Genomic DNA, 20,693 nt, shown 5'->3' with positions numbered 1-20,693 from the left:
CCATCATCGGAAGACCTCGACCCCTATCCGGCCAACGACGCGCCCACCCCCGCTACACCCTCAAATGCGATGAGCCGGTAAACGTGTGGCGGATAGATCTTTGTTGCCTGTTGCAGGGGTATTTCTCCGCGCAACCGGGGGCGCCCCCACAGCAATTCCGCGGGAGTGGGCAGAACGCGGTACATCCCGGCACGTCCGCGCGAAAGGAAGAATCCCTGCCACGGGCCGGGCCAGTGTGCCTGCTGATACGGAATCAGCTCACGGGCCCGGATTCCTAGTGGGAATCGGCCACCGCTTGAGGGCCGACCGGGAGCCACCCGTTGGCTAGAACGGTGTAGCCCTTGCATGCAGCACATTTCCAAACCGCATGTATTTCTGATGGTGGAATGATGTCGTCGGTCCAGGTTTGCCATTCGCTATACGGGACCACGCTGAGGGTATCTGCTCGCTTGCAGGTGTGGCACTCAACAACAAAAGGGGGTTCGCCGTTATCCATGACCCCGAGAATACTCCGTGACGCTCTATATTTGTGAATAGTCCCGGTCGGACAACGGCATTTCCGCGAGTTCTAGTCCGATGAGTCATCAAACTCAGGGTTGACCCCGAGGTGACGAATCGCCGAAAGCTCTTGAGAGATGGACAGAAGGGCCTTGATCTCAGCAACCTTTAGCTGCTGGTCTATCGTCAGTTTGTCGTGCCTGAGGTCGAGCGCATTCATATCATCGAATGCCATGCTGAAGAGGTGCATGAAAACTCCTTCTTGTTTGTAATTCGGGAAAGGGCCCCGGTTGCCCGAGCTGGACCTACGGATTAAGCACGTCTTTGGCGAGCTGCATCAGTTGTGGCCGCGGCAGCGGAAAACCTGAACCGATATGCTGCCGGATCCGCCGATCCAGTTCGTCCGCGACCTGCTCTTGCGTAAGGCCGGCATTCTCCTCGCGAAGATCGCGCATGGCCTTTGCACTTGCGAAGGTGAATTTTTCGACGAATGCCGCCCGTTCGTTGTCGTCTGGTAGCAGTTCCTTGAGTGACATAGACGATTCCCCCTTATGTACGTGTGCGCCAATGACAGCCTACTTTGTGAAGAATCGGCTAGGAACCTGAAGTGAGCTGGTAGTGCTCCACGATCCCACCCAGGGCGTCTGAGATCGTCTTGGACACTTCTTGTTCGCCTCTCAGGTCCGGGTCCGGCGGCGTCTCCTTGGCAAAGGCCACGGCCAAGAGTTTGTCTGCCTGGTTCGTGATTTGTTACTGGAACGACATGTCTCGTCTGACGTGAGCGGTCCACCCGCTGCCACTCGCGTAGTACACCTCGGCTTTGTTGGCTTTGATCACCCCTCGCATGCTGTCTGTCGCTTGGCTGTCACGCCAACTATTGACGTCGATCGTGCGGCCGCCTAGCACACACGAGGCCGTGGATGCGAGATCCGGGCCGCCCTTGGCCACGTCGCCGACCTTGACGTCCGTGCAGCCTGGGATGAGCACGGCAATCGCGGAGGCTGTTTCCCCGCAATAGGTTGTCGGCTTAGCCGTCGCAGTCGGCGAGCTCGACGACGTTCCCGCCGCGGTGGAGCCGCACGATGCTACAGAAACCGCCAGCAGCAAGGCGCCAGCTACCCCCAATATTGATTTCATGAGCACGATCATATGGGCAGCAACACCGATTTAATAGCGAGAGCGTGCAATTCATTTTCATCAAGACCAACTTGAAGTAACTCGAAATGGGAGCTTGCGGAAACTTGCACCAAGAAATCGCGGAAACTTGAACCAATAACTGGGGATGGCCGTACTCCGTTGTAGCTTCGGGACCATGGCAATTCTCACGGGGCGCCCAGACGCAAAGATAAATCAAGTGGCCGAGTTTCTGAATCTTCATCCGGAAAGCGTCCGTATCCTCGCCAGGCGAGGCGCTTTCCCCAACGCGTACAAGACCGGCAAGGGAGGGCGCACGTCCCCGACGAGGATCCCGTGGTCCGACGTCGAGGACTGGCGGAAGAAGGCTGCACCGGCGTCCATGTGAGGCGGCAGCCGAAGGCAAGCCGGTGAGATGGTGCAGGCGGGACGGCGGGCGATTATGTAGTCTTCAACCATGGCTGAACTGGACTACGCATTCCTGGCTGAATTTGCCAAGGTGGAAAACAACCAACTCACGGTGGTCGGTGCTAGCTACACGCATGTTCTGACGCAAACACTTCCGGTCAATCACCTGCTTTACGTGGCAGGAAGGGTACGCATTGCAGAATCGGAACCGGCACCCACACTGTCGATCAAGTTCCGCTCGCCAGCTGAAGGCCTGGAAATAGGCGTGGACTCAACATTGTCGACCCAGCCAGCCCGCCCTTACGACGGCAAGATCGGCCTAACATTTGCCGTAGGTCTCGGTGCTCCTCTGATGGCTGAGGGGCTGTATGAAGTGGTAATCGAGTTGGATGGCGTTCAGGTCAGACGGCTTGCCTTCGACCTAGCGTTGGGCAGCGAAGGCTCGTGAAGCTCAACTTCTCATTCCACGCTCGTAACCAGATGCGGCGGCGTGGGATCACTGAAGAAGACGTGCGCGCTGCCCTTGAGCATTGGAATACGTCAGTGCCGGGTAAATCGGCGCCAGTTTGTTATATCGGTACCGTGCCAGACGGTCGTACCTTACAGGTATGTTTGTCAGATACTGTGGGAAGCCAAGCTACAATCGACGTAGTGACGGCCTACTGGAAATCGTAGATGGCCTGAAAGGAGTCGAGATCATGAACGACTACAGCATCCGCGTGGAAGTGGACTACAAGGCAGACGCGGCGTACATCGCTTTGCTAGACGCTCCGGTTAAGGAAACTATTGAGATAGCTGAGCACGTGCTCGTGGATCTAGATGAGTTCCGCGTGGTTATCGGGATTGAAGTTCTAAGGCTGACGGCAAAAATTCCGTTTGACGAACTGAACAAGACCTACCATGTTCGCTCGGAACTTGTTGAGAGGCTCCGCAAGATTCAGCCGAGCATCAGTGGGTTCCTGTCGGTAACCGTAGGAACGGACAGCAGTATCCGTTCCTCGGCGCGTGAGCTAACTCCTGCATAGGTCAGCGTTCGATCACTGAGGTGATCACCCCGTGAGCACGCACCCCCACGCACTAGCGGATATGACCAGCCACACCGGTAAGCCCGGAGATGGGAAATTTGCCTAGATTCCGGACCAAAAGCAACAGACGACGCCAGCCGATCACGGTGGTGAAATCACTGTAAATCAGCTCCCCCGCGTCCTAGTCGATCCAGCTATGGGCAGGGGCAGAGTCCCAACCAGGGCTTCACGACTCCGCGCCTTCGCCGATACCCGCGCGAGTGATCGACAGATCGCTCAGTGCTTCAAAAGAAGCTCGATGTGGTCTCCGACCTCCTCGGTGGGGAGTGCAGCGTGTTCACGAACAGTGACATAGCCTGTCTCTCGGAGCGTATACATTCAAAGACCGGCATCCCGAATGTTTCTGGGCGCGGCACAAGATCAGCCCCAGTGTCTCCTAGACTTCAACAGCCTGGCATAGCAAATCCACCAAGTCATGTTCACGCCAACCTGAGGTATCGAACTGTCTGTGCCTTCTGCTTCGGTGCCAAAATATCCTTATGAGCCCTCGCGTTTTCGATCTCAATTCAACATGGCACTTCCCATTCCCAATTGAGCAAGTCTGGGCGATCATCGCCGACGTCGACATGAGCTGGCCCAGCTGGTGGCCGGACTGCAGCTTCGCCGCGCCGCTCGTCCGCATCGAGCCAAAAGGCGACTCCCCGGAAGACGTCCTCAAGGCCACGACCTCCTACCTCAACTTCAAGGCGGTCCTGGGCTACACCCTCACGATCAGCATTCACCCAACAATGGTCGTCACCCCAACGGAGATTGAGTTCGACGCCGGCGGCCATCTCGAAGGCACCGGCCGGGTCACTCTCGGTCAAGGAGCAGACGGCACAGCCACGCGCATGGATATCGAATGGAAGGTCCGCCCAACTCAACATTGGATGAATCTCCTGACACCGATCGCGGCCCCGGCCTTCACCGCAGCCCACACCCTGATGATGCGCCGGGGGGAAAAGGGTCTTCGCCGGGCTTTGGCCGAGCGCACCGCAAAACACAAGAAGTAGACCCGTCTACAAGTTAACTAGCCACTAGGACGCCACGGTTCTACGATGGAATAGGTCAGCTTACCTGGGGAGCGAAAGCCCCGGGTTCGAACGCGAACTTAGAGCACGGCGAACGGGGGACACTGTGAACATCGACGCCACCCTCGCCGCGAGCCTCTACCGCCAGGAAATCGCTCCCCCTGACGACTGGGAAGCGACTTTCCGCCAGATGGCCCTTTTCGATCTCGCCGCGGACATGGAACTCGGGTTCTTCCTCTCGTACTACCGCAACTTCGCGATCCCAGACATCGCAAAGACCCTGCACACCAACGCCGAGATCCAACAGCGCCCCATGAAACGCTCATACGACACCGCCATTGTCATCTACGAACTCATCGCCTGCGGCCTTGACAGCGACCGCAGCCAACAGGTGGTCGAGTTGCTGAACCGGGTGCACCGCAACGTCCCCGGCAGCAAGGACGACTTCCTCTACGTCCTTCTCACCTTGTTGATTGTGCCGATCCGGTGGATCCAGAAACATGCCTGGCGCCAACCGGCAGCGGCCGAGCTCGCGGCCGCCTCACGCTTCTTCACCGAACTGGGCACGCGCATGAACATCACCGCCATGCCTGCGACCTACGAAGAAGCCGAAGTCTTCTTCGACCACTATGAGAGCGCCTACGTCGCGCCGTCGCCCCAGGGCCAGCAACTGATGGACGCCACCGTCCAGGTGTTCCAGGACCGCATGCCAGTCCCGCTGCGCCCCGTGGCGAAGCGGATGATCAGCACCATGCTCGACGACGACCGCCTCACCGATGCACTCGGACTCCCCCGGTCGGGCCGGATCTCGCAGTCCGCCCTCACGACCGGATTCGCTGTCCGCAACGCAATCACCCGCCACCGTCCGCTGAAAACAAAACCGCATTTCACTCCCGGCGACGCAGGCTCGAGCCTGTACCCCGGCGGGTATTCCCTGGACCAGATCGGTCCGGTCAACATTCCGCACTCCCCCGCCCACGCCGACAATGAACTACCGTGACGCCCGCAAAGTAGCGAGGAAGGCCGAACACGCGTTCAGCTTGCCCAACGACGCCACGCTCGAGGCCATCCACAAGAAACTGGAACAAAAGCGCGGCAGAACCGTCACGGTTGCGGAGCTTCCCGAACTAGCCAAGGAAGAAGTGTGCGGGGTCTGGCTAATCTGCGAGGACCGGGACGTCGTCCTTCACGCCCCGACAAAATCCGACTGGCACCGGCAACAGATCATCCTCCACGAATTCAGCCACATGATCCTCGACCACGACCTTGAGGGCATCAGCAGCGAACTGGTCAAAGCCCTCCTCCCCGACCTCGACGGCGAAATGGTGCTGCGCGCCCTCGCCCGCAGCAGCTACACCGACGACGCCGAACTCGCCGCCGAAGCCCTCGCCGATCAGCTCGCAACCCGCATCATCAACAGCGACGCCGGCACCCCACCGGAGCCACTGGCGTTCCGTCAAGTCTTCGGCTGATGGAATACGTCCCGGCAGCCACGCTCTGGATCCTGACGATCCTCCGACTGCCCGCCGCGCTCGATCCCCACCGCGGCAGCGTCTTCCGCGCGACCATCCTCGCCGCAATCGCCTGCACCCTCTACATCCCCGCCGTCTACTACGGGGTCGACGCAATGCTCGGTGGACGGAACCGCGTCGGCCTGGCCACTCTCGTGTCGTTGCTCCTGGGATTCTGGCAGTTTCGGACCGCCATTTTGCTTGCGGCGGTCGGCGATGTTGAAGCACGACGCCGGCAACTCGCCTTCGGCCGGTGGGCTGCGGTCATCTCGTGCTCCGCAGTGACAGCAGGATTCCTTGCCAGCCGCACCCTTGTCACCGACCCGAACCTTCCCCTGAGTTACGGGGACCAGCCCGGCATGGCGGTGTTCCTCTGGACCGGGTCGGCGTTCATCATGTGGATCTGCCTCGATATCGCACGGGTGTGCCACAAATATCTCCCGAGCATGCGAGGACCAGCCTTCCGCTCGGCTTTCCTCCTCATCGCCATCGGATGCCTCCTCTTCGCCCTGGTCCTCCTCGACCGCCTGCTCTACGGGTTCGTCACGAAATATGACGGTACCTCCAGCACCGCCGCGGCTGTCCTGACGCTCCTGTACTGGGTCGGCGAAACCTTCGCCGTTATCCTTGTCAGCCTGGGCTTGCTTCTCCCCCGGCTCGCAGGTCACCTCAAACACGGCACCTTCGTGCTCCATGTCCGGCTTCTGCTCTTGGAAATCGGGCCGATCTGGAACCGTATAGCCTCCAGCCAACGTGAGCTGATCCTCGAGAATCGACGAACCACTCGACTCATTGTGCTCAGCCGGCATGCGGAAACGCAGCTCCACCGCCGCTTGGTCGAAATCCGCGACTGCGAAATGGCCGCCCCCGCGGCCGACGGACGACTCGACGCCCACGACCGGGCCGTCGTCGAACGCGCAGAGCTCGCGCTCGAAAGGCGATCCGGCACAAGGCTCACCCGTTAGATTCCCGCCGAAAGAACAAGATGCCGAGGCGTCATGCCGCGCAGCCACGCCCCGGCCATGGACAGCCATAGGAATCATCGCTGTTTGTCATTCTGATCTTCGATCGTTGCTGGGCGGGACCTCCGCGCAACCAGGGCGCTGCGCGCCGGCCGCAACCCAAAACTTCGTTCGGCGCTCCTGCGTCGCTTGATTCCTCGCGAACTTTTGGACCGCTCCCGGTACCCCAAGTTGCACTCCGGCCCCTCACGCCCAGCGGTGGCTCCGCTATCAGAACGACGCCGAAAACTGAACGGCTGCCCTTCAAGGAGAATCACCGTGGAAACGCTCACCATCAAAACACCCGCCGATGTCCTCAGCTTCATCGGCCACACCCTGGGCTTCTGGCCCCACGAAAGTCTCGTGTGCATCACGATCGACACCAACCGCATCGGCGCCACCCTCCGCGTTGACCTGCCGAAGCACGACGGCGGCGAACTCGCCTACGCACGCACCGTTGCCGGCTACCTCGCCAACGACCCCAAAGCAACCAGTGCCCTGTTCGCCGTCTACACCTCAGCCACCCCTGCCACCGGACACACCAAACCCTACGCAGCGATGGTCGCCGCCCTCACCGGGGCCCTGGCCGAGCGGGACATCACCATCAAGGACGGCCTTCTCGTCGACGACGAAACAGTCTCACCGTTCGACGACGACCCCGAACTCCCGTACGCCTTACCCTTGTCAATGATCGACTCCAGCGAAATCAACGCCGAACTCGTCTACCGCGGAAGCGCCGTCGCACCCAGCGGCCGCATCACCCTGCCGGCCTCGCCCAAGGAGACAGCGACCTTCGACGACGTCGAAGCACACATGGCATCGATCCGCGTCACCCGCGACTACCGCGCCATCGAAAAGGCCCGCACCCTCTGGGCAGACATCCTCGAGGCGAAAAGCTACCCGAGCGATGAACAGACTGTCGCACTGATCGCCGACTTCCAATTCCCCGCCATCCGCGACCAACTCATGGCAGACATCCCCGGCGTCGACGGCCCCATGGAAGGGATCCTGCTGGCCCAAACTCCCGACAAACCGCAATGGTCCCGCGTCACCTGGGCCGAAGAGGTCCTGCTCCACGCCTACACCAACAGCAGCACAAAGCACGCGGCACCGCTTCTCACAGCCATCGCCTACATCAGCTGGTGGGAAGGACGCGGCAGCAAAGCACACCAATACCTCGAACTCGCCCTCGAAGCCGACCCCGGCTACCGTCTGGCCAAACTCAGTGACCAACTCATCGGCAACGGAATGATCGCCGGCTGGAACATGGACAAAAGCACGGCATACAGGATGCGTGGTTTGGCGGCGGAGTGACGACACATCCATTGGTGGATGTCACTGAGTGATTCGACCGTGCCGCGTCCGGCGGCCAGGAGCTGCTCGGCGCACACGCTACGGGGTATGACTCCACGCGCACCGGCAAACCGGAGATCGCCTGGGACGACCACGACACCAAGGCTGGGCTGGTGTCGGCGACGCGTACACGCTGGTGCACTCGTCGCCCGGCACATGGCCTGGTCTGGGTGTCCGGCTCCATACCCCAAAACCTGACAATCCTGCGGCTAGTCTTCACTCGACTGTATCGCTCGAGTCCCGGGCGCCGAGCCCTCGAAGCGACACGACGTCGCCCGGACTGATACTTGCCCAAATCAACAGGGGGTGCTTCTCAACCTCTTCATGATGCTGTTCTTCCACCAGGTACGGGTCGCGTTGTCGCGGATCGGTCATGAAACTGTCCTTTCGGCGCTTCCAGCACAGGGCGCTGGTGCTTGAGCCGGTGTCTGTGACACGCGATGCCTGCTCTGAGTCAGAGCAAATCAAGTTCGCGCGTGAGGCCGAACGGAACGTCGGGGCTGAGGGCAACCTCGAAAGTAGCGTGGTCGAACCTGGTTACGACGATGCCGTGATCTGTCGCTTCCTGGCGGAGCAGGGCACACGTCTGCTCAAGTTGCCGGTCCCTTGATGCGCGGTCCTCAACTTTGATGGTGATCCTTGAGCTGGTTGTGGGCATGATTGCTCTCGTTCTTTCGTTCAATTCGGGGCTCTTATGGACGTGACGAAGGATTAGACGCTGCTGGCGGGCCGTTTCTCTTGCTCCGTTTTTTGGAAGCCCTCGGGTGCGCGACGGGATTTCGTGGCTGCAGCTGCGCCCAGGCGGCCATACACCGATTACCGTCGTCTGTGCCCGGCACGGCAAAGCCACCAGCGCTTTTGGGTTCCCGGAAAGTACATTGATGGAGTGAGCGCACCGTTCTTCGTCGGGTGCCACTTTGCTACCGGCACGGGATAACGCGATTGAAAGTCGTTGTCGCAGGGCAACAATCTCCTGTAGGAGCAGAATGCCCGTCTTGTTGCTTCGGTGACTGTGCGTGGCTGTGTGCGTGGTGGTTATGGTTTCGGCGGTTAGGACCGTGGCCTTGGGCGGAAGAGTTGGTACGCAGGCGCCGGGCTCCACCCGGACCAGGAGGTTGGCCGCGTGGGGTGGGCGATGGCGCCGACCTGTACGCGGTGCGGGCCTCGCCGGCGTTGCGGCTGTAGGCAACGTCGACGAGGCCCTTAGGACGGGGAGGAACCCGATGGTTCACATCGTTTCCTATTTCCCCTTCCGCGCATGTGGTTAGGCTTGGTCGTAGGCGGTGGAAACCACGGGAGCGGCATCCCGGCCCGCCGGCCACCAGTACTCGAGGAGAATCTTGCCAACGAGGCCGGCAAGAACGTTGCCCTCGGCTTCCGGAAGGAAGGTCCGGTCCTTCGACTCATGGTTGAACATGGCGTAGCTGAACCCGCCGCCGCCGCGAAATCGCACGATTCCGGTGTCGACCCTCGTGCCGGCAGAGAACCCGGTCTTGTTTGCCACCGTGAGAGGGGGAACTATCCCGAGATCGACAGCGAAGGGAGAGATCTGCATGTACCGCGGTACTTGGTCGGAGTACAACTGCCCCGCAAGGACACGTTCGACTGCCTCGGATACGTCGGCACCGAAGACGGTCCTGTTCGCTATGCCGTGCGCCAAATCGCACATTTGCCGGGCCGTGGATTCAGCGAATCGCCGAATATCGTAGCCGACGAGCTCGACATCAACAGGATTGTGCAGGCGAATGGAACCCAGGCCGAGCTGTTCCATCGCTTCATTCACCGCGGCGACCCCACCTACTGCTTCGAGGACGAGGTTCGTTGCCGTGTTGTCGCTGAGAACGGTCATCAGTGTGGCTAGGTCTTGGAGGGTAGGTCGCAGACCCGGATCAAGGGTCTTAAGAATCCCCGAACCGCCTCTTTTGTCACAATCCCGCAGCTCAACTCGGGCGTCGAGCGATAACTGGCCTGCGTGGACCTGTCTCTCCAGTTCTACAAGAATCGGCAGCTTTATCACGCTGGCGGTGGGAAACACATCGTCGGCGCGAAACGTGACGAGCTCGTCGGTTTGAAGGTTGCGCGCGGCTACACCCAAATCGCCACTGTGGCTGCTGGCAAGGCGGGCGAGTGAGTCGGACAGGCCCGTCAGGTGAGGATCGCTCAACGGCTCACTCTCCCTTGATGTTGCCGAGCAGCTTGCTCAGCCCGCCGTCACGCAGGTACTGGTTGCTTGAGTCAAGGGGCGGCAACAGCTTCGGTTCAGTGCTTCCGGCCGTGATGTACTCGTCGACGGACTTCTTGTCGAGAACCACCTGAGGAAGCGCCGTGACCTGGGCCGGGGGCTTGTCACCCTTTGCCAGCGCCTGGGCCATTGCGACCGCGTACATTCCCCATTTCGAGCCGAAGATGTTACCTTCCGCGACCCACCGTGGATCGGTGCGGAGCGCGCTGATACCGGCTTCATCACCGCCCAGGCCACCGATCAGCAGGTTGCTTTCGGCACCGCGTCCGGCTTCTTCAATAGCCCGGAGGGCGCCTTTGGTGGAGTCGTTGTTGACCGTGTAGAGAATGATGTGGTGGCCCTGCGGGATGCTGGGCAGCAGGTTCTTGACCACGTCGAACGAAGTCTGCAGACTCCCCTTGCCGTCGAATTGCAGGCCATTGTCGCCGATCTTGGTGGTCGTAGGGGTGATCGTCGTCGGATCGACCTGCTGGAGTCCGAGAACGGGTGCGATGGCCGAGTAAAAGTGGCGTACGCAGTCGTTAACTTGCTCTCCCGCGGACGCGGCCTGGCCGATGAGGACTGTGGTGTTGGAGGCGTTCCAGCCTCGCTGTTTGGCGATCTGTCCGACGATATTGGCGGTGTCATCGCCGAGCGCTCCATTGTTGATATTGAGGAAGTCGCACGATTTGGTGTCCAGGTTGAGAGAGACACAGGGGATCTTACTGCGCTCGATGATCGCGCTGATGCTGTCGGTCGCACTGGACACAGGGTAGATGACGATGGCGTCCGGCTTGTCGTTGACCATCAGTTGCGCATTCCGCAGCATGGTCGCAGGGTCACCGTTGTTGTCGAACCACTTGACGTCGACGGGGACGCTGTGATCTTTGATGCTGGTATCGAGGTTCGTGTGAATATTGCGGAAGAGTGTCGACGACTCCAGGTAATTGGCGAAATCGACTCTGAACTTCTTGTTGGTGTCGCCGCTGCTGGCCTGGCTGCTTGTTCCACAAGCAACCAGGGGCAGGAACAGGGCCGACGTGCACGTCAGTGCAAGGATCCTCATTGACCGTCGCATTACAGTATTTCCTTTCGACAATGGCTAGTGACTGCGCTGTGCGCGCGATTGGTGACTGCGCCTGAGGGTTCGCCGGTGGTTTGGGTCAAACGGCTAGGAACAGTCGGGCTTTTTACTACTGACTTGGTTGCTAGCGTCTGCGCTTGAATGTCCGCAGCTGACTCATGCCGACCGCCAGGAGCAGGACGACTCCGGTGGCGATTGTCTGGTAAAAGGACGGCACGCTCATGATGGCCATCCCGTTGGAGAGTGTGCCGAGAATGAGCACGCCGATCAGGGTTCCCGGAACCCCGCCAACGCCTCCGGATAATGCGGCGCCGCCAAGAATGACCGCGGCGATTGACTGCAATCCTGAATCGGTGCCGGCGGTACCGGAACCACTCAGGAGCTGGCTGGCAAGAACCGCGCCGGCGAGGCACGCTAGTGCCCCTGAAAGGACGTAAACGGTGACCGTGACGCCGTCGACCCTGATCCCGGCAAGCCTGGCAGCTTCCCTGTTCCCGCCGACAGCGTAAAGGTATCGGCCGAAGACCGTGTAGCGCAGAATCACGAAAAGGGCGGCGCTGAGTCCTAAAAGGATCCAAACGTAGTTGTTGACTCCGAAAAGCGACTGCTCAGCAAGAATCCCGGTGTCCGGATCGTTTAGCGGAATCTGCAGGCCGTTCGCGATCGCGAGTGCCAGTCCACCGGTCACCGACATAGTGGCGAGTGTGGCGATGAGAGGGTTGATCTTCGCCTTGGTGATGATGAGGCCGTTGACGAAGCCGCAAACCGCGCCAACGGTCAGGCTCGCACTCACAGCCGCCGGTACGCTCCAGCCGCTGTTGACGAGAACAGCGAAAACCACGGCGCCCAGGGGGACTGTCCCGCTTACTGACAGGTCGAAGCCGCCGGAGATAACGGTGAGAACCTGGCCCAGGGAGACTATGCCGATCACGCTGGCGCTACTGACGATTGTCAGCACGTTGCCGCCGGTCAGGAATGAGGAGCTTTGCGTAGAGAAATAGAGAACGAGTGCGGCCAGGAATCCTGCCAGCATCACGCCGCGGGCGGCCAGTTCGTTGAGGCGAAACGCCCAACGGCCTGGCGTCTGCTCGCGCGGGCCCGTTCCGTGGAATTCTGGTGTCTTCAGTGACTCGGTATTTGTTTTTTTGGACGGCACCTTGTTTGTCGATGCTTGAGTGGGCGTTGCCATTAGTGGAGGCCTCCTGCTGCGCGCAGCGCTTCTTGCTGAGAGTTCAAAGTTGGACTATCTATCTGATGGACGATTGCTCCGTTATGCAGGATCAGAAGTCGATCGCTGAGGAGCACAGCCTCTTCGATGTCTGAAGTGACAAGCAACGTGCCGGTGCCTTGCTCCGCCATTCGTCGAACGAGGCGGTGGATCTCCAGACGTGCTCCAACGTCGACACCGCGGCTTGGCTCTTGAAGTACCAGAACCTTTGACCCGGCCGCGAGGCGGCTTCCGACCAGAACCTTTTGCTGGTTACCTCCGGAGAGCTCACCGACCGCCTGGCTCAGCCCCTGCGCCCGCAGCTTCACTTCTTCGGCGAGGCGGCGTGCCGTTGCATTCTCTTGTCTCCGCGAGATGATCCCGAAGCGGCTAAGGCGGCGCATGATCAGGAGCGACAGGGACTGTTGGATCGGCAACGTGAGCACCAGCCCCTGGGTCTTGCGCTCAGCGGGCACGTAACCGATGCCCGCCCGGCGGGCGCTCAGCGGGTTACGGGGAGGCTTGCACGCTCGATCATTCACCACCGTGTCGCCGGTTACATCCGGGTGGAGCCCACCCAGCGTCTCTGCGATGGTCTCCGCACCGGCTCCCTGGACTCCGTAAAGCCCTACGATTTCGCCTTCATGGACGTTGAGCGATACATCCTGCAATTTCGGCGCCGAGGTGCGGTTCCAGCCGCGCAGTTCAAGAACGGGGCGCGTCGCGCCTAAAGAGCCTTTGGGGACACTAGCCTCGTCAGCCTTCCGACCCAGCATCTGCTCGATTATCCGGGGCGGGGTGGTCTCGGAGGCCGCAGACGAATGCACGAGTTTGCCATTGCGGAGCACATGAACCGTCTTGCAGGTCCGAAATACCTCGTCGAGTCTATGGGAGATATAAATGACGCCCACGTTCTCCTGTGCAAGCCGGCCCAGGAGCTTGAGCAGCCGCTCGCTATCCTCACTGTTGAGTGCTGCTGTGGGTTCGTCCAGCAGAATGATTCGAGACTCACGTGCGACGGCCTTGAGGATTTCGACCATCTGCTGTTGCGCCAGGCTCAAAGCAGACATCTGCGAGCCGAGGGGTAGCTCAAAGCCATAACGGCGGGCTTCGGCTTCGGCCTTGTGACGGATCCACGTTTGGGAAGTCATCCCGCCACGTCGAGGCCACCGCCCGAGAACTATGTTCTCCGCAACCGTAAGATCTGATACATAGACAAGTTCCTGCGGGATGAACGCCATCCCTCGCGTCAAAGCGTCACGCGGTGAACTAAATCGGACATCTTCGCCACCCATCGAGATTGTGCCCTGGTCCGGTTTGATGGCCCCGGCAAGGATCTTCGCCAAGGTCGATTTCCCCGCACCGTTCTCTCCCAGCAGGGCTGCCGTCTCCCCTGCCTCAAGGGTGAAGCTCACACCCTCCAAGACCGAATGGCGACCGTATCGCTTGGTTACACCGTCAACGGTCAAGAGTGGTCCCGTCACGCGCCTCCTCCTTTCTCAGGGGTGGATTCTGTCTTGAAATCCGATGAACAAGAGTTCATGTGACGTGATTTGTATCTCATTTGTTCCAGAGTAGTTTGGCGAACGTTTCAGGAAAAGCGACAATTATTTACCGGTAAATATAAGGTGAACTTACAGATCCTGGCACTCCAGCGAAGGTCACTTGTCCGCACAGAGTCCGGCGTCGCTGGCAGACAGTCGTCCGCCGACGCTGTTGGAATGTGTCACGCCGCCGCACGATTTCCGCTGCCTCTTCGCCACGGACCACGTCAGGCCGGGCCTGCCGTTGCACATCGCTTCCACCTTGCGCGTGGCCCTGAACCTGGAAGGTGCTCAAGAGCCGCCTTACCCGCGACACGACATCCAGGCCCGACACGCTTAATGGAACGTCGTCGCCAATCCTGCTACGACCACTAATTTCGCGGCACTTCGGCGGGCGAATGGGGAGAATTCCAATTGTGTTCCTCCCCGCAGGGGGGCGATGGAAGCATCTTTATCCATAAACGCCCTGAACCGACTGGGAGAACGAGAGCCGCGACGGCGATTAGCCCCTCAAAGTTCACCGTCAAAGTTGAGGAGTACCGGGTATCAAAGGACCGTCGACTTGAGCAGAATTCTGCCCCCAGGGCCGTGTCGCGTTGTTGCGCTCGGCCACGAAATTGTCCTGTCGGTGCTTCCAAGGCAGCGCCCAGAACAGCGAACCTCCCCGACGATGGACATCTGCGAACACTCGACCAGTCCCGGCCAAAACTGATCGCTCGCCAGGTCCGATGTGCTTTTCGCCGCTGCGCAGGGTCTGGGCGGACGTACATGCCGCGGCTATGCTATACATAGTTCCATATTCCATTTATCAGATCCAAATTCCGAAAGTTGGTAAAGCGTGGGTTCTGGGCTGTACGTTATGGCGCGGTGCAGCACGGTGGTCTCTCCCAGACACCGCGCCGCTATCACGGTCGGCGTGATGCCGGGGCGGCTTCGCGACGATGAGAGGGCATCATGACCAAGACGGCGATTCCCCGTCTGCCCGAGCCGAAACCTGACCTGATCGCTGCGCTCGGGCGGGCATGTGCGCATGTAGGGACTCGGGCTTCAGACAGGATCGCCGGTGCGCACGACGCGTCACACTACGTGCTGACCCCCCAGGCGGTGGCCGTGGCGAAGGACGCGCTCGAGGTCGCGGCTGTTCTTGCCGTGAGCCGCGGCCAGCGCGTGCCGGTCACGTTCCGTTCAGGTGGGACCAGTCTGTCCGGGCAAGCCGGTACAGACGGCGTGCTCGTGGACACACGCAGGTATTTCCGGGCCGTAACTGTTCTCGACGCCGGTGAGCGCGTTCGCTGTCAACCGGGCGCAACCGTTCGCGCCGTGAATACGCGGCTGGCACGGCACGGGCGAAAGCTCGGACCCGACCCCGCCAGCGAGATTGCCTGCACAATCGGTGGCGTTGTGGCGAACAACTCCAGCGGTATGTCGTGTGGCACCCACGCGAATACCTACCGGACTCTCGAGTCCGCCATACTCGTCCTCCCTAGCGGCACTGTTGTGGACACCGGTGCGCCCGACGCGGCCGAGATCCTCCGCACGCGCGAGCCCCAGGTGCATGAAGGGCTCGCGCGGCTCCGGGACCGTATCCGCGGCAACCCGGAGTCGGTGGCAAGGCTCCTCACGCTTCATGCAATCAAGAACACGATGGGCTACGGGCTGAACTCGTTTCTCGATCACAACGATCCTGTCGACATCCTCGAACATCTCGTGGTCGGCAGCGAAGGCACCCTGGCGTTCGTCGCGGAAGCAACGTTCCGCACTTTGCCGATCAAGCCGCACCTCGCCACCGGGCTGCTCGTGTTTCCCAACCTCCTCGATGCGACGGAGGCCCTTCCTGCGCTGGTCGAGGCAGGTTTCGCAACGATCGAGCTGATGGACGCGGCCAGTCTCCGTGTTGCACAACGCGACCCGGAGGCGACCGCGGAGCTGCGCGAACTCGTCGTTGAGCGGCAGGCAGCGCTGTTGGTGGAGTTTCGGGAGGGCTCCGCGGATGCACTCAGCGACCGGATCCGCGGCGCCGAGGAACTGCTCGCAAGCCTCCCCATAATCAAAGCCAGCGCCCTTACGAGCGACCCGGTCGTCCGCGGGCAGCTTTGGCACATCCGCAAGGGGCTGTTCACGGCGGTCGCCGGTGCCCGGCCGCCAGGGACCACGGCCTTGCTCGAAGACGTCGCCGTCCCGGTCGCGCGACTGGCCGAGACCTGCACCCTTCTTACCTCGCTGTTCGAGAAGCATGGATACGACGGCAGTGTCATCTTCGGGCATGCCAAGGACGGCAACATCCACTTCCTCATCAACGAGCAGTTCGATCGACCGGAACTTCTGGCCCGTTATGAGTCCTTCACCGAGGAGCTAGTGGATCTTGTCCTCGTGCAAGGGGGAACCCTGAAAGCCGAGCACGGCACCGGTCGGATCATGGCCCCGTACGTCCGCCGGCAGTACGGCGATGAGCTCTACGACGTCATGTGGGAGATCAAGCGCCTCATCGACCCTGACCTGCTGCTCAATCCAGGTGTTTTGCTCACCGACGACCCGCGCGCGCATACCCGGAACCTCAAGACGGCGCCCATCGTCGAGGAGGAAGTCGATCGTTGCGTGGAATGTGGCTACTGCGAACCTGTGTGCCCGAGCCGTGACCTCACCTTCACGCCCCGGGAACGGATAGTGCTGCGCCGGGAGATCCAGCAGGCGAGCGAGCGCGGAGAGTCACAGTTGGTCCGCACGCTCAAGCGCGAATACGACTACGACGGCGTGCAAACGTGCGCGGTTGATGGGATGTGCCAAACAGCCTGTCCGGTGCTGATCAACACCGGAGACCTGGTCCGGCGGTTGCGTGCAGAGAACCAACAAGCGGTGATGCAGGCGGGATGGAAGGCAGCGGCGAACCACTGGGACGCTGTGAGCGCGGCCGGCGCTGTCGCGCTCAGTGCTGCAGATGCCGTTCCTCACGTGCTCCCGGCTCTGGCGACGACGATCGGCCGCGGCGTCCTCGGTTCCGATACTGTCCCTTTGTACACCGCGGACCTGCCCGGCGGCGGCACGCGGCGCAGGAAAGTCACCGAACCGGACCCGGTCGCGGTGTACTTCTCCAGTTGCACCACGACCATGTTCGGCCCGGTCGGTGACGATGGCGTTTCCGAATCGTTCCTGCGGCTATGCGCACGCGCCGGTATTTCCCTGATCACCCCCGATGACATTCCCTCGCTATGCTGCGGCACACCTTGGAAATCCAAGGGCCTGACCGACGGGTATGCGGTAATGAAGGCGAAAGTCGCCCGGTCTCTGGGGCAGGCGACCGGAGGAGGTCGCCTGCCTGTCGTGTGCGACGCATCATCGTGCACGGAAGGACTCCAGGTTCTCCTTGAGGCGGCCGGTGAGAATGGAATCCGCGTCGTTGACGCGGTCGCGTTCGTCGACGAGCACATCCTTCCCAAGCTCACTCCCGGTACTCGCGTCGAGTCCGTGACCCTACACCCGACCTGCTCGTCCACCCATCTGGGGATAAACCCCGCCCTGCAGCGGGTCGCGGCCGCAGCCGCGGAACGAGTGGTCACCCCCGAAAGCTGGGGGTGCTGTGCCTTCGCGGGTGACCGCGGCATGCTGCATCCCGAACTCACATCATCCGCCACGTCGGCCGAGGCCGCGGAGGCCATCGAAGCGGCCTCCGAAGTACACGCCTCGCTGAACAGGACGTGCGAAATCGGGATGACGAGAGCCACCGGGCATCCGTACCGACACATCCTCCAGGTGCTCGACGACGTTACCTGCGTTGACTGATATTGGCCGACTTCCCCTGACGAAAGGAGACACCCGCCGTGCATGAATACCACACACCGCGGCTGGCGACAAAGACCACCTACCGGCTCGCCGAAGGCCCCATCTGGGATCCGGTCCGCAGGCAGTTGCTGTGGGTCGATATTCTGGACAGCACCGTAATCCGCGCGAATTTCACCCGGGGCGACGAGCTTCAGATCGAGGAAGTCGCCACTTTCCCCGACCTGGCCGGCGCCGTCGCCATTGCTGCGACCGGCGAGCTGCTCGTCGCCGGTCGGGACCGGCTCTACACCCGCGACGTCGACGGTGTCATCCAACCCGCGCAGCGGCTGTTCCCCGCGGGGAACGGGCGGCGCCTCAACGACGGCAAACCCGACCCCGCCGGCCGGTTCGTGGTCGGAAGCCTCAGCATGACCGGAGATTCAAACACCGAAACCCTCATGCGTGTGGAGTCCGACGGCTCAGTCAACACGATCGATGACGACCTTGCCCTGTCCAACGGGCTGGCATGGTCCGTTGATGGCACGCGGATGTTCAGCGTCGACACCAACAAGAGGCTCATCTATGTTCGCTCTTATGACCCGCGCACTGGTGCCGCAGGGCCGCGCATTGTTTTCGTCGGGCTGACCGACGGATACCCCGATGGGATCTGCATCGACGCGGAGGACTACCTCTGGGTCGCGGTGTGGGGCACAGGGGCGGTGCACCGTTACTCTCCCGAAGGTGCCCTCGCCGGACGGATCGAACTTCCCGCGCCGCACCCGTCGTCGGTCGCGTTCGCCGGTAATGACCTTGACATCCTGGTCATCACCACGGCAACCGAGGGCCTCACCGAAGACCAGCTCTCCGAATGCCCGCTATCGGGGCGCTTGTTCACCATCAAACCCGGGGTACAAGGACCGCCCCCCACACTCTGGGCCGGCACCCACTGACCCGGCCGATACATCTATCGAACTTGACCGAAAGGACACCATGAAACTTCTCCGGATCGGCGCTACGGGCGCCGAGAAACCTGCTGCGTTGGTCGACCCCGATCATTACGTCGACCTGTCGGACGTCGTCGACGACTTCGATGAGTCGTTCTTCGGCTCCGACGGGATCAACCGGATCCGCCCCCTCGTTGATGCGCGGCTTGCGCTGGGGCGGTACCTCCCGGTAGGCGATCAGAGGATCGGCGCGCCGATTGCACGGCCGCATCAGATCATCTGCGTGGGGCTTAACTATGCCGACCACGCGGCCGAAAGCGGGCAGGCAGTCCCCGAAGAACCAATCCTGTTCACGAAGTCACCCAACACCCTCGTCGGACCCAACGACGACGTGCGCGTCCCCCGGGGTGCGACGAAGACAGACTGGGAAGTGGAGCTCGGTATCGTCATCGGCGAACGCACCAGCTATCTCGATACCCCGGCCGATGCCCATGGGTCAATCGCAGGATATGTCCTCGTCAACGACGTTAGTGAACGCGCGTTTCAGATGGAGCGCAGTGGTCAGTGGTTGAAGGGAAAGTCCGCGGAGACGTTCAATCCAGCCGGACCGTGGCTTGTGACGCCCGACGAGATCGATGATGTCCTTGCCCTTGGCATGTGGCTGGACGTAAATGGCGTCCGAAGGCAGACAGGGTCCACCGCGACCATGATCTTCGACCCCTACTTCATCGTCCATTACATCAGCCAGTTCATGGTTCTCGAACCAGGAGACCTCATCAACACCGGAACACCGCCCGGTGTTGGGCTCGGCCTCAACCCGCCAGTGTGGCTCAAGCCTGGAGATGTGATGCAGCTCGGCATCGATAAAATCGGCACCCAGCGTCAGACCGTGATTGGCCCGCGATGAGAGCCCTCGTCATCACAGGTCCGAACCAGGCAGAGGTGCAAGACCTCGAAGCTCCGGTAGCCGCTCCTGGCGAGGTCGTGGTCGATGTCGGGCGAGCCGGTATCTGCGGAACTGACATCGAACTGTTTACCGGAGAAATGCAGTACCTGCACACCGGTCATGCACAGTACCCGCTTCGCATCGGACACGAATGGATGGGCGTTGTCAGCGCCCTCGGCGAAGGCGTAGACCCGAAATGGGTCGGAACACGGGTCACAGGAGATACGTCATTGGGCTGCGGGGGCTGCCATCGCTGCCGCACCGGCTATCAACATGTCTGCGAGTTCCGCTATGAGCTCGGTGTGCGCGGCGGCCGTCCCGGGGCGCTTGCCGAACAGGTCGCGGTTCCTGCAACCGCTTTGCACGCACTGCCTGACACCGTTACCGACGCGGCCGGGGCAATAGTTGAACCAGGCGGCAACAGCTTCCGATCCGTCGCGGCCGCCGACCCAAAACCCGGGGAGCGCGTTCTCATATTCGGGGCCGGCACCATAGGGCTGCTCTGCGCGATGTTCTCCCGGGCTCGCGGCGCCGAGGTTCACCTCATGGGACGAACCACGAAAACCCTCGAGTTCGCACGCAGCATCGGCTTCGATGACGTCTGGCAGGAAGCCCATCTTCCCTCCCTGCAGTGGGACGCCATCATTGACGCCTCTAACGCGCCGCATCTGCCGGCAAAAGCGATCCAACTGGTCGAGCCCGGCAAACGTGTCGTGCTCATCGGCATTTCCGGGACACCTAGCATGATCGACGCCCGCGACCTCGTCCTCGCCGACGTTGCCGCCGTTGGCCTCCTGAGCGGCTCCCCGGTATTCGAAGACACCATTTCCTCGTATGCCCGCGGCGCCGTCGACCCGAGCCCTTTAGTTGCGGCCACCGTCATGCTCGAGGAACTCCCGGAGGTGCTCGCCGGTCACCGGCCTCCGACAGCCGGTCTCGGACCTAAGATCCACGTCACCATCTGAACTATGCAACCCACCAAGAGGAGTAC

At 61.3% G+C, this 20,693-nt stretch carries 22 protein-coding genes; 13 read left to right on the top strand and 9 right to left on the bottom strand.

Annotated elements, in window-relative coordinates; translation table 11 throughout:
* Positions 1-568 precede the first annotated feature (568 nt).
* From AC3WJM_RS16285 to AC3WJM_RS16275, 3 genes are all read right to left on the bottom strand, one after another.
* On the bottom strand, positions 569-748 hold the full coding sequence (locus tag AC3WJM_RS16285; protein WP_492272393.1) for a hypothetical protein: 180 nt from the start codon (positions 746-748) through the stop codon (positions 569-571).
* Positions 749-803: 55 nt separating this feature from the next.
* Positions 804-1,034 (bottom strand): hypothetical protein, encoded by a 231-nt coding sequence (locus AC3WJM_RS16280; RefSeq protein ID WP_492272392.1) that lies wholly within the window; start codon positions 1,032-1,034, stop codon positions 804-806.
* 214 nt (positions 1,035-1,248) lie between these two features.
* Entirely contained in the window at positions 1,249-1,635 is a 387-nt protein-coding gene (locus tag AC3WJM_RS16275) for a hypothetical protein (protein ID WP_492272391.1), read from the bottom strand.
* A gap of 217 nt (positions 1,636-1,852) precedes the next feature.
* Between AC3WJM_RS16275 and AC3WJM_RS16270 the strand changes: the two genes are divergently transcribed.
* The 9 genes from AC3WJM_RS16270 (at position 1,853) to AC3WJM_RS16230 (ending at position 7,961) form a co-directional block, all read left to right on the top strand.
* On the top strand, positions 1,853-2,020 hold the full coding sequence (locus tag AC3WJM_RS16270; protein ID WP_492272390.1) for a helix-turn-helix domain-containing protein: 168 nt from the start codon (positions 1,853-1,855) through the stop codon (positions 2,018-2,020).
* 69 nt (positions 2,021-2,089) lie between these two features.
* Complete coding sequence (locus AC3WJM_RS16265; protein ID WP_492272389.1) at positions 2,090-2,488, top strand: DUF6941 family protein; 399 nt, start codon at positions 2,090-2,092, stop codon at positions 2,486-2,488.
* A complete protein-coding gene (locus AC3WJM_RS16260; RefSeq protein WP_492272388.1) occupies positions 2,485-2,715 on the top strand; it encodes a DUF4258 domain-containing protein in 231 nt (76 codons plus the stop codon). Before AC3WJM_RS16265 ends, AC3WJM_RS16260 begins: the two co-directional genes overlap by 4 nt.
* Positions 2,716-2,738: 23 nt before the next feature.
* Positions 2,739-3,065 (top strand): DUF2283 domain-containing protein, encoded by a 327-nt coding sequence (locus tag AC3WJM_RS16255; protein WP_492272387.1) that lies wholly within the window; start codon positions 2,739-2,741, stop codon positions 3,063-3,065.
* A gap of 539 nt (positions 3,066-3,604) precedes the next feature.
* The gene (locus AC3WJM_RS16250; protein ID WP_492272386.1) at positions 3,605-4,117 is read left to right on the top strand and encodes an SRPBCC family protein; all 513 of its coding nucleotides are present in this window, start codon (positions 3,605-3,607) and stop codon (positions 4,115-4,117) included.
* Between the two features lie 124 nt (positions 4,118-4,241).
* On the top strand, positions 4,242-5,135 hold the full coding sequence (locus AC3WJM_RS16245; RefSeq protein WP_492272385.1) for an oxygenase MpaB family protein: 894 nt from the start codon (positions 4,242-4,244) through the stop codon (positions 5,133-5,135).
* Positions 5,122-5,607, top strand: coding sequence for a hypothetical protein (locus AC3WJM_RS16240; protein WP_492272384.1), 486 nt, complete (start codon positions 5,122-5,124; stop codon positions 5,605-5,607). Before AC3WJM_RS16245 ends, AC3WJM_RS16240 begins: the two co-directional genes overlap by 14 nt.
* Positions 5,607-6,611 carry a hypothetical protein gene (locus AC3WJM_RS16235; RefSeq protein ID WP_492272383.1) on the top strand — a complete coding sequence of 335 codons (1,005 nt, stop codon included), beginning with the start codon at positions 5,607-5,609 and terminating at the stop codon, positions 6,609-6,611. The genes AC3WJM_RS16240 and AC3WJM_RS16235 overlap by 1 nt, the downstream gene beginning before the upstream one ends.
* A 315-nt stretch (positions 6,612-6,926) precedes the next feature.
* Positions 6,927-7,961: a DUF4192 domain-containing protein gene (locus AC3WJM_RS16230; RefSeq protein WP_492272382.1), complete on the top strand. Its 1,035-nt coding sequence runs from the start codon at positions 6,927-6,929 to the stop codon at positions 7,959-7,961.
* A 255-nt stretch (positions 7,962-8,216) separates the two neighbouring features.
* Here AC3WJM_RS16230 and AC3WJM_RS16225 read toward each other — a convergent pair whose 3' ends face one another.
* From AC3WJM_RS16225 to AC3WJM_RS16200, 6 genes are all read right to left on the bottom strand, one after another.
* Positions 8,217-8,375 carry a hypothetical protein gene (locus AC3WJM_RS16225; RefSeq protein WP_492272381.1) on the bottom strand — a complete coding sequence of 53 codons (159 nt, stop codon included), beginning with the start codon at positions 8,373-8,375 and terminating at the stop codon, positions 8,217-8,219.
* 79 nt (positions 8,376-8,454) lie between these two features.
* Positions 8,455-8,658, bottom strand: a complete 204-nt coding sequence (locus AC3WJM_RS16220) for a hypothetical protein (RefSeq protein WP_492272380.1) — start codon at positions 8,656-8,658, stop codon at positions 8,455-8,457.
* A gap of 606 nt (positions 8,659-9,264) precedes the next feature.
* Entirely contained in the window at positions 9,265-10,095 is an 831-nt protein-coding gene (locus tag AC3WJM_RS16215; RefSeq protein ID WP_492272395.1) for a serine hydrolase, read from the bottom strand.
* A 73-nt stretch (positions 10,096-10,168) separates the two neighbouring features.
* Complete coding sequence (locus AC3WJM_RS16210; protein ID WP_492272379.1) at positions 10,169-11,299, bottom strand: sugar ABC transporter substrate-binding protein; 1,131 nt, start codon at positions 11,297-11,299, stop codon at positions 10,169-10,171.
* 130 nt (positions 11,300-11,429) lie between these two features.
* The gene (locus tag AC3WJM_RS16205) at positions 11,430-12,494 is read right to left on the bottom strand and encodes an ABC transporter permease (RefSeq protein WP_492272378.1); all 1,065 of its coding nucleotides are present in this window, start codon (positions 12,492-12,494) and stop codon (positions 11,430-11,432) included.
* Complete coding sequence (locus tag AC3WJM_RS16200; protein WP_492272377.1) at positions 12,494-13,981, bottom strand: sugar ABC transporter ATP-binding protein; 1,488 nt, start codon at positions 13,979-13,981, stop codon at positions 12,494-12,496. The genes AC3WJM_RS16205 and AC3WJM_RS16200 overlap by 1 nt, the downstream gene beginning before the upstream one ends.
* A gap of 1,029 nt (positions 13,982-15,010) precedes the next feature.
* Between AC3WJM_RS16200 and AC3WJM_RS16195 the strand changes: the two genes are divergently transcribed.
* Genes AC3WJM_RS16195 through AC3WJM_RS16180 form a run of 4 tightly spaced genes read left to right on the top strand, consistent with a single transcriptional unit; the run spans position 15,011 to position 20,667 of the window.
* Positions 15,011-17,833 (top strand): FAD-binding and (Fe-S)-binding domain-containing protein, encoded by a 2,823-nt coding sequence (locus tag AC3WJM_RS16195; RefSeq protein ID WP_492272376.1) that lies wholly within the window; start codon positions 15,011-15,013, stop codon positions 17,831-17,833.
* A gap of 38 nt (positions 17,834-17,871) precedes the next feature.
* On the top strand, positions 17,872-18,762 hold the full coding sequence (locus AC3WJM_RS16190; RefSeq protein WP_492272375.1) for an SMP-30/gluconolactonase/LRE family protein: 891 nt from the start codon (positions 17,872-17,874) through the stop codon (positions 18,760-18,762).
* A 40-nt stretch (positions 18,763-18,802) separates the two neighbouring features.
* Positions 18,803-19,663, top strand: a complete 861-nt coding sequence (locus tag AC3WJM_RS16185; protein ID WP_492272374.1) for a fumarylacetoacetate hydrolase family protein — start codon at positions 18,803-18,805, stop codon at positions 19,661-19,663.
* On the top strand, positions 19,660-20,667 hold the full coding sequence (locus AC3WJM_RS16180; RefSeq protein WP_492272373.1) for a zinc-dependent alcohol dehydrogenase: 1,008 nt from the start codon (positions 19,660-19,662) through the stop codon (positions 20,665-20,667). The genes AC3WJM_RS16185 and AC3WJM_RS16180 overlap by 4 nt, the downstream gene beginning before the upstream one ends.
* The last annotated feature ends 26 nt before the right edge of the window (positions 20,668-20,693 follow it).

It is taken from the genome of Arthrobacter sp. FW306-1B-G06A, assembly GCF_058781765.1.
Note: the sequence above shows the minus strand (reverse complement) of the source record. Positions and strands in the feature narration are given on the sequence as shown.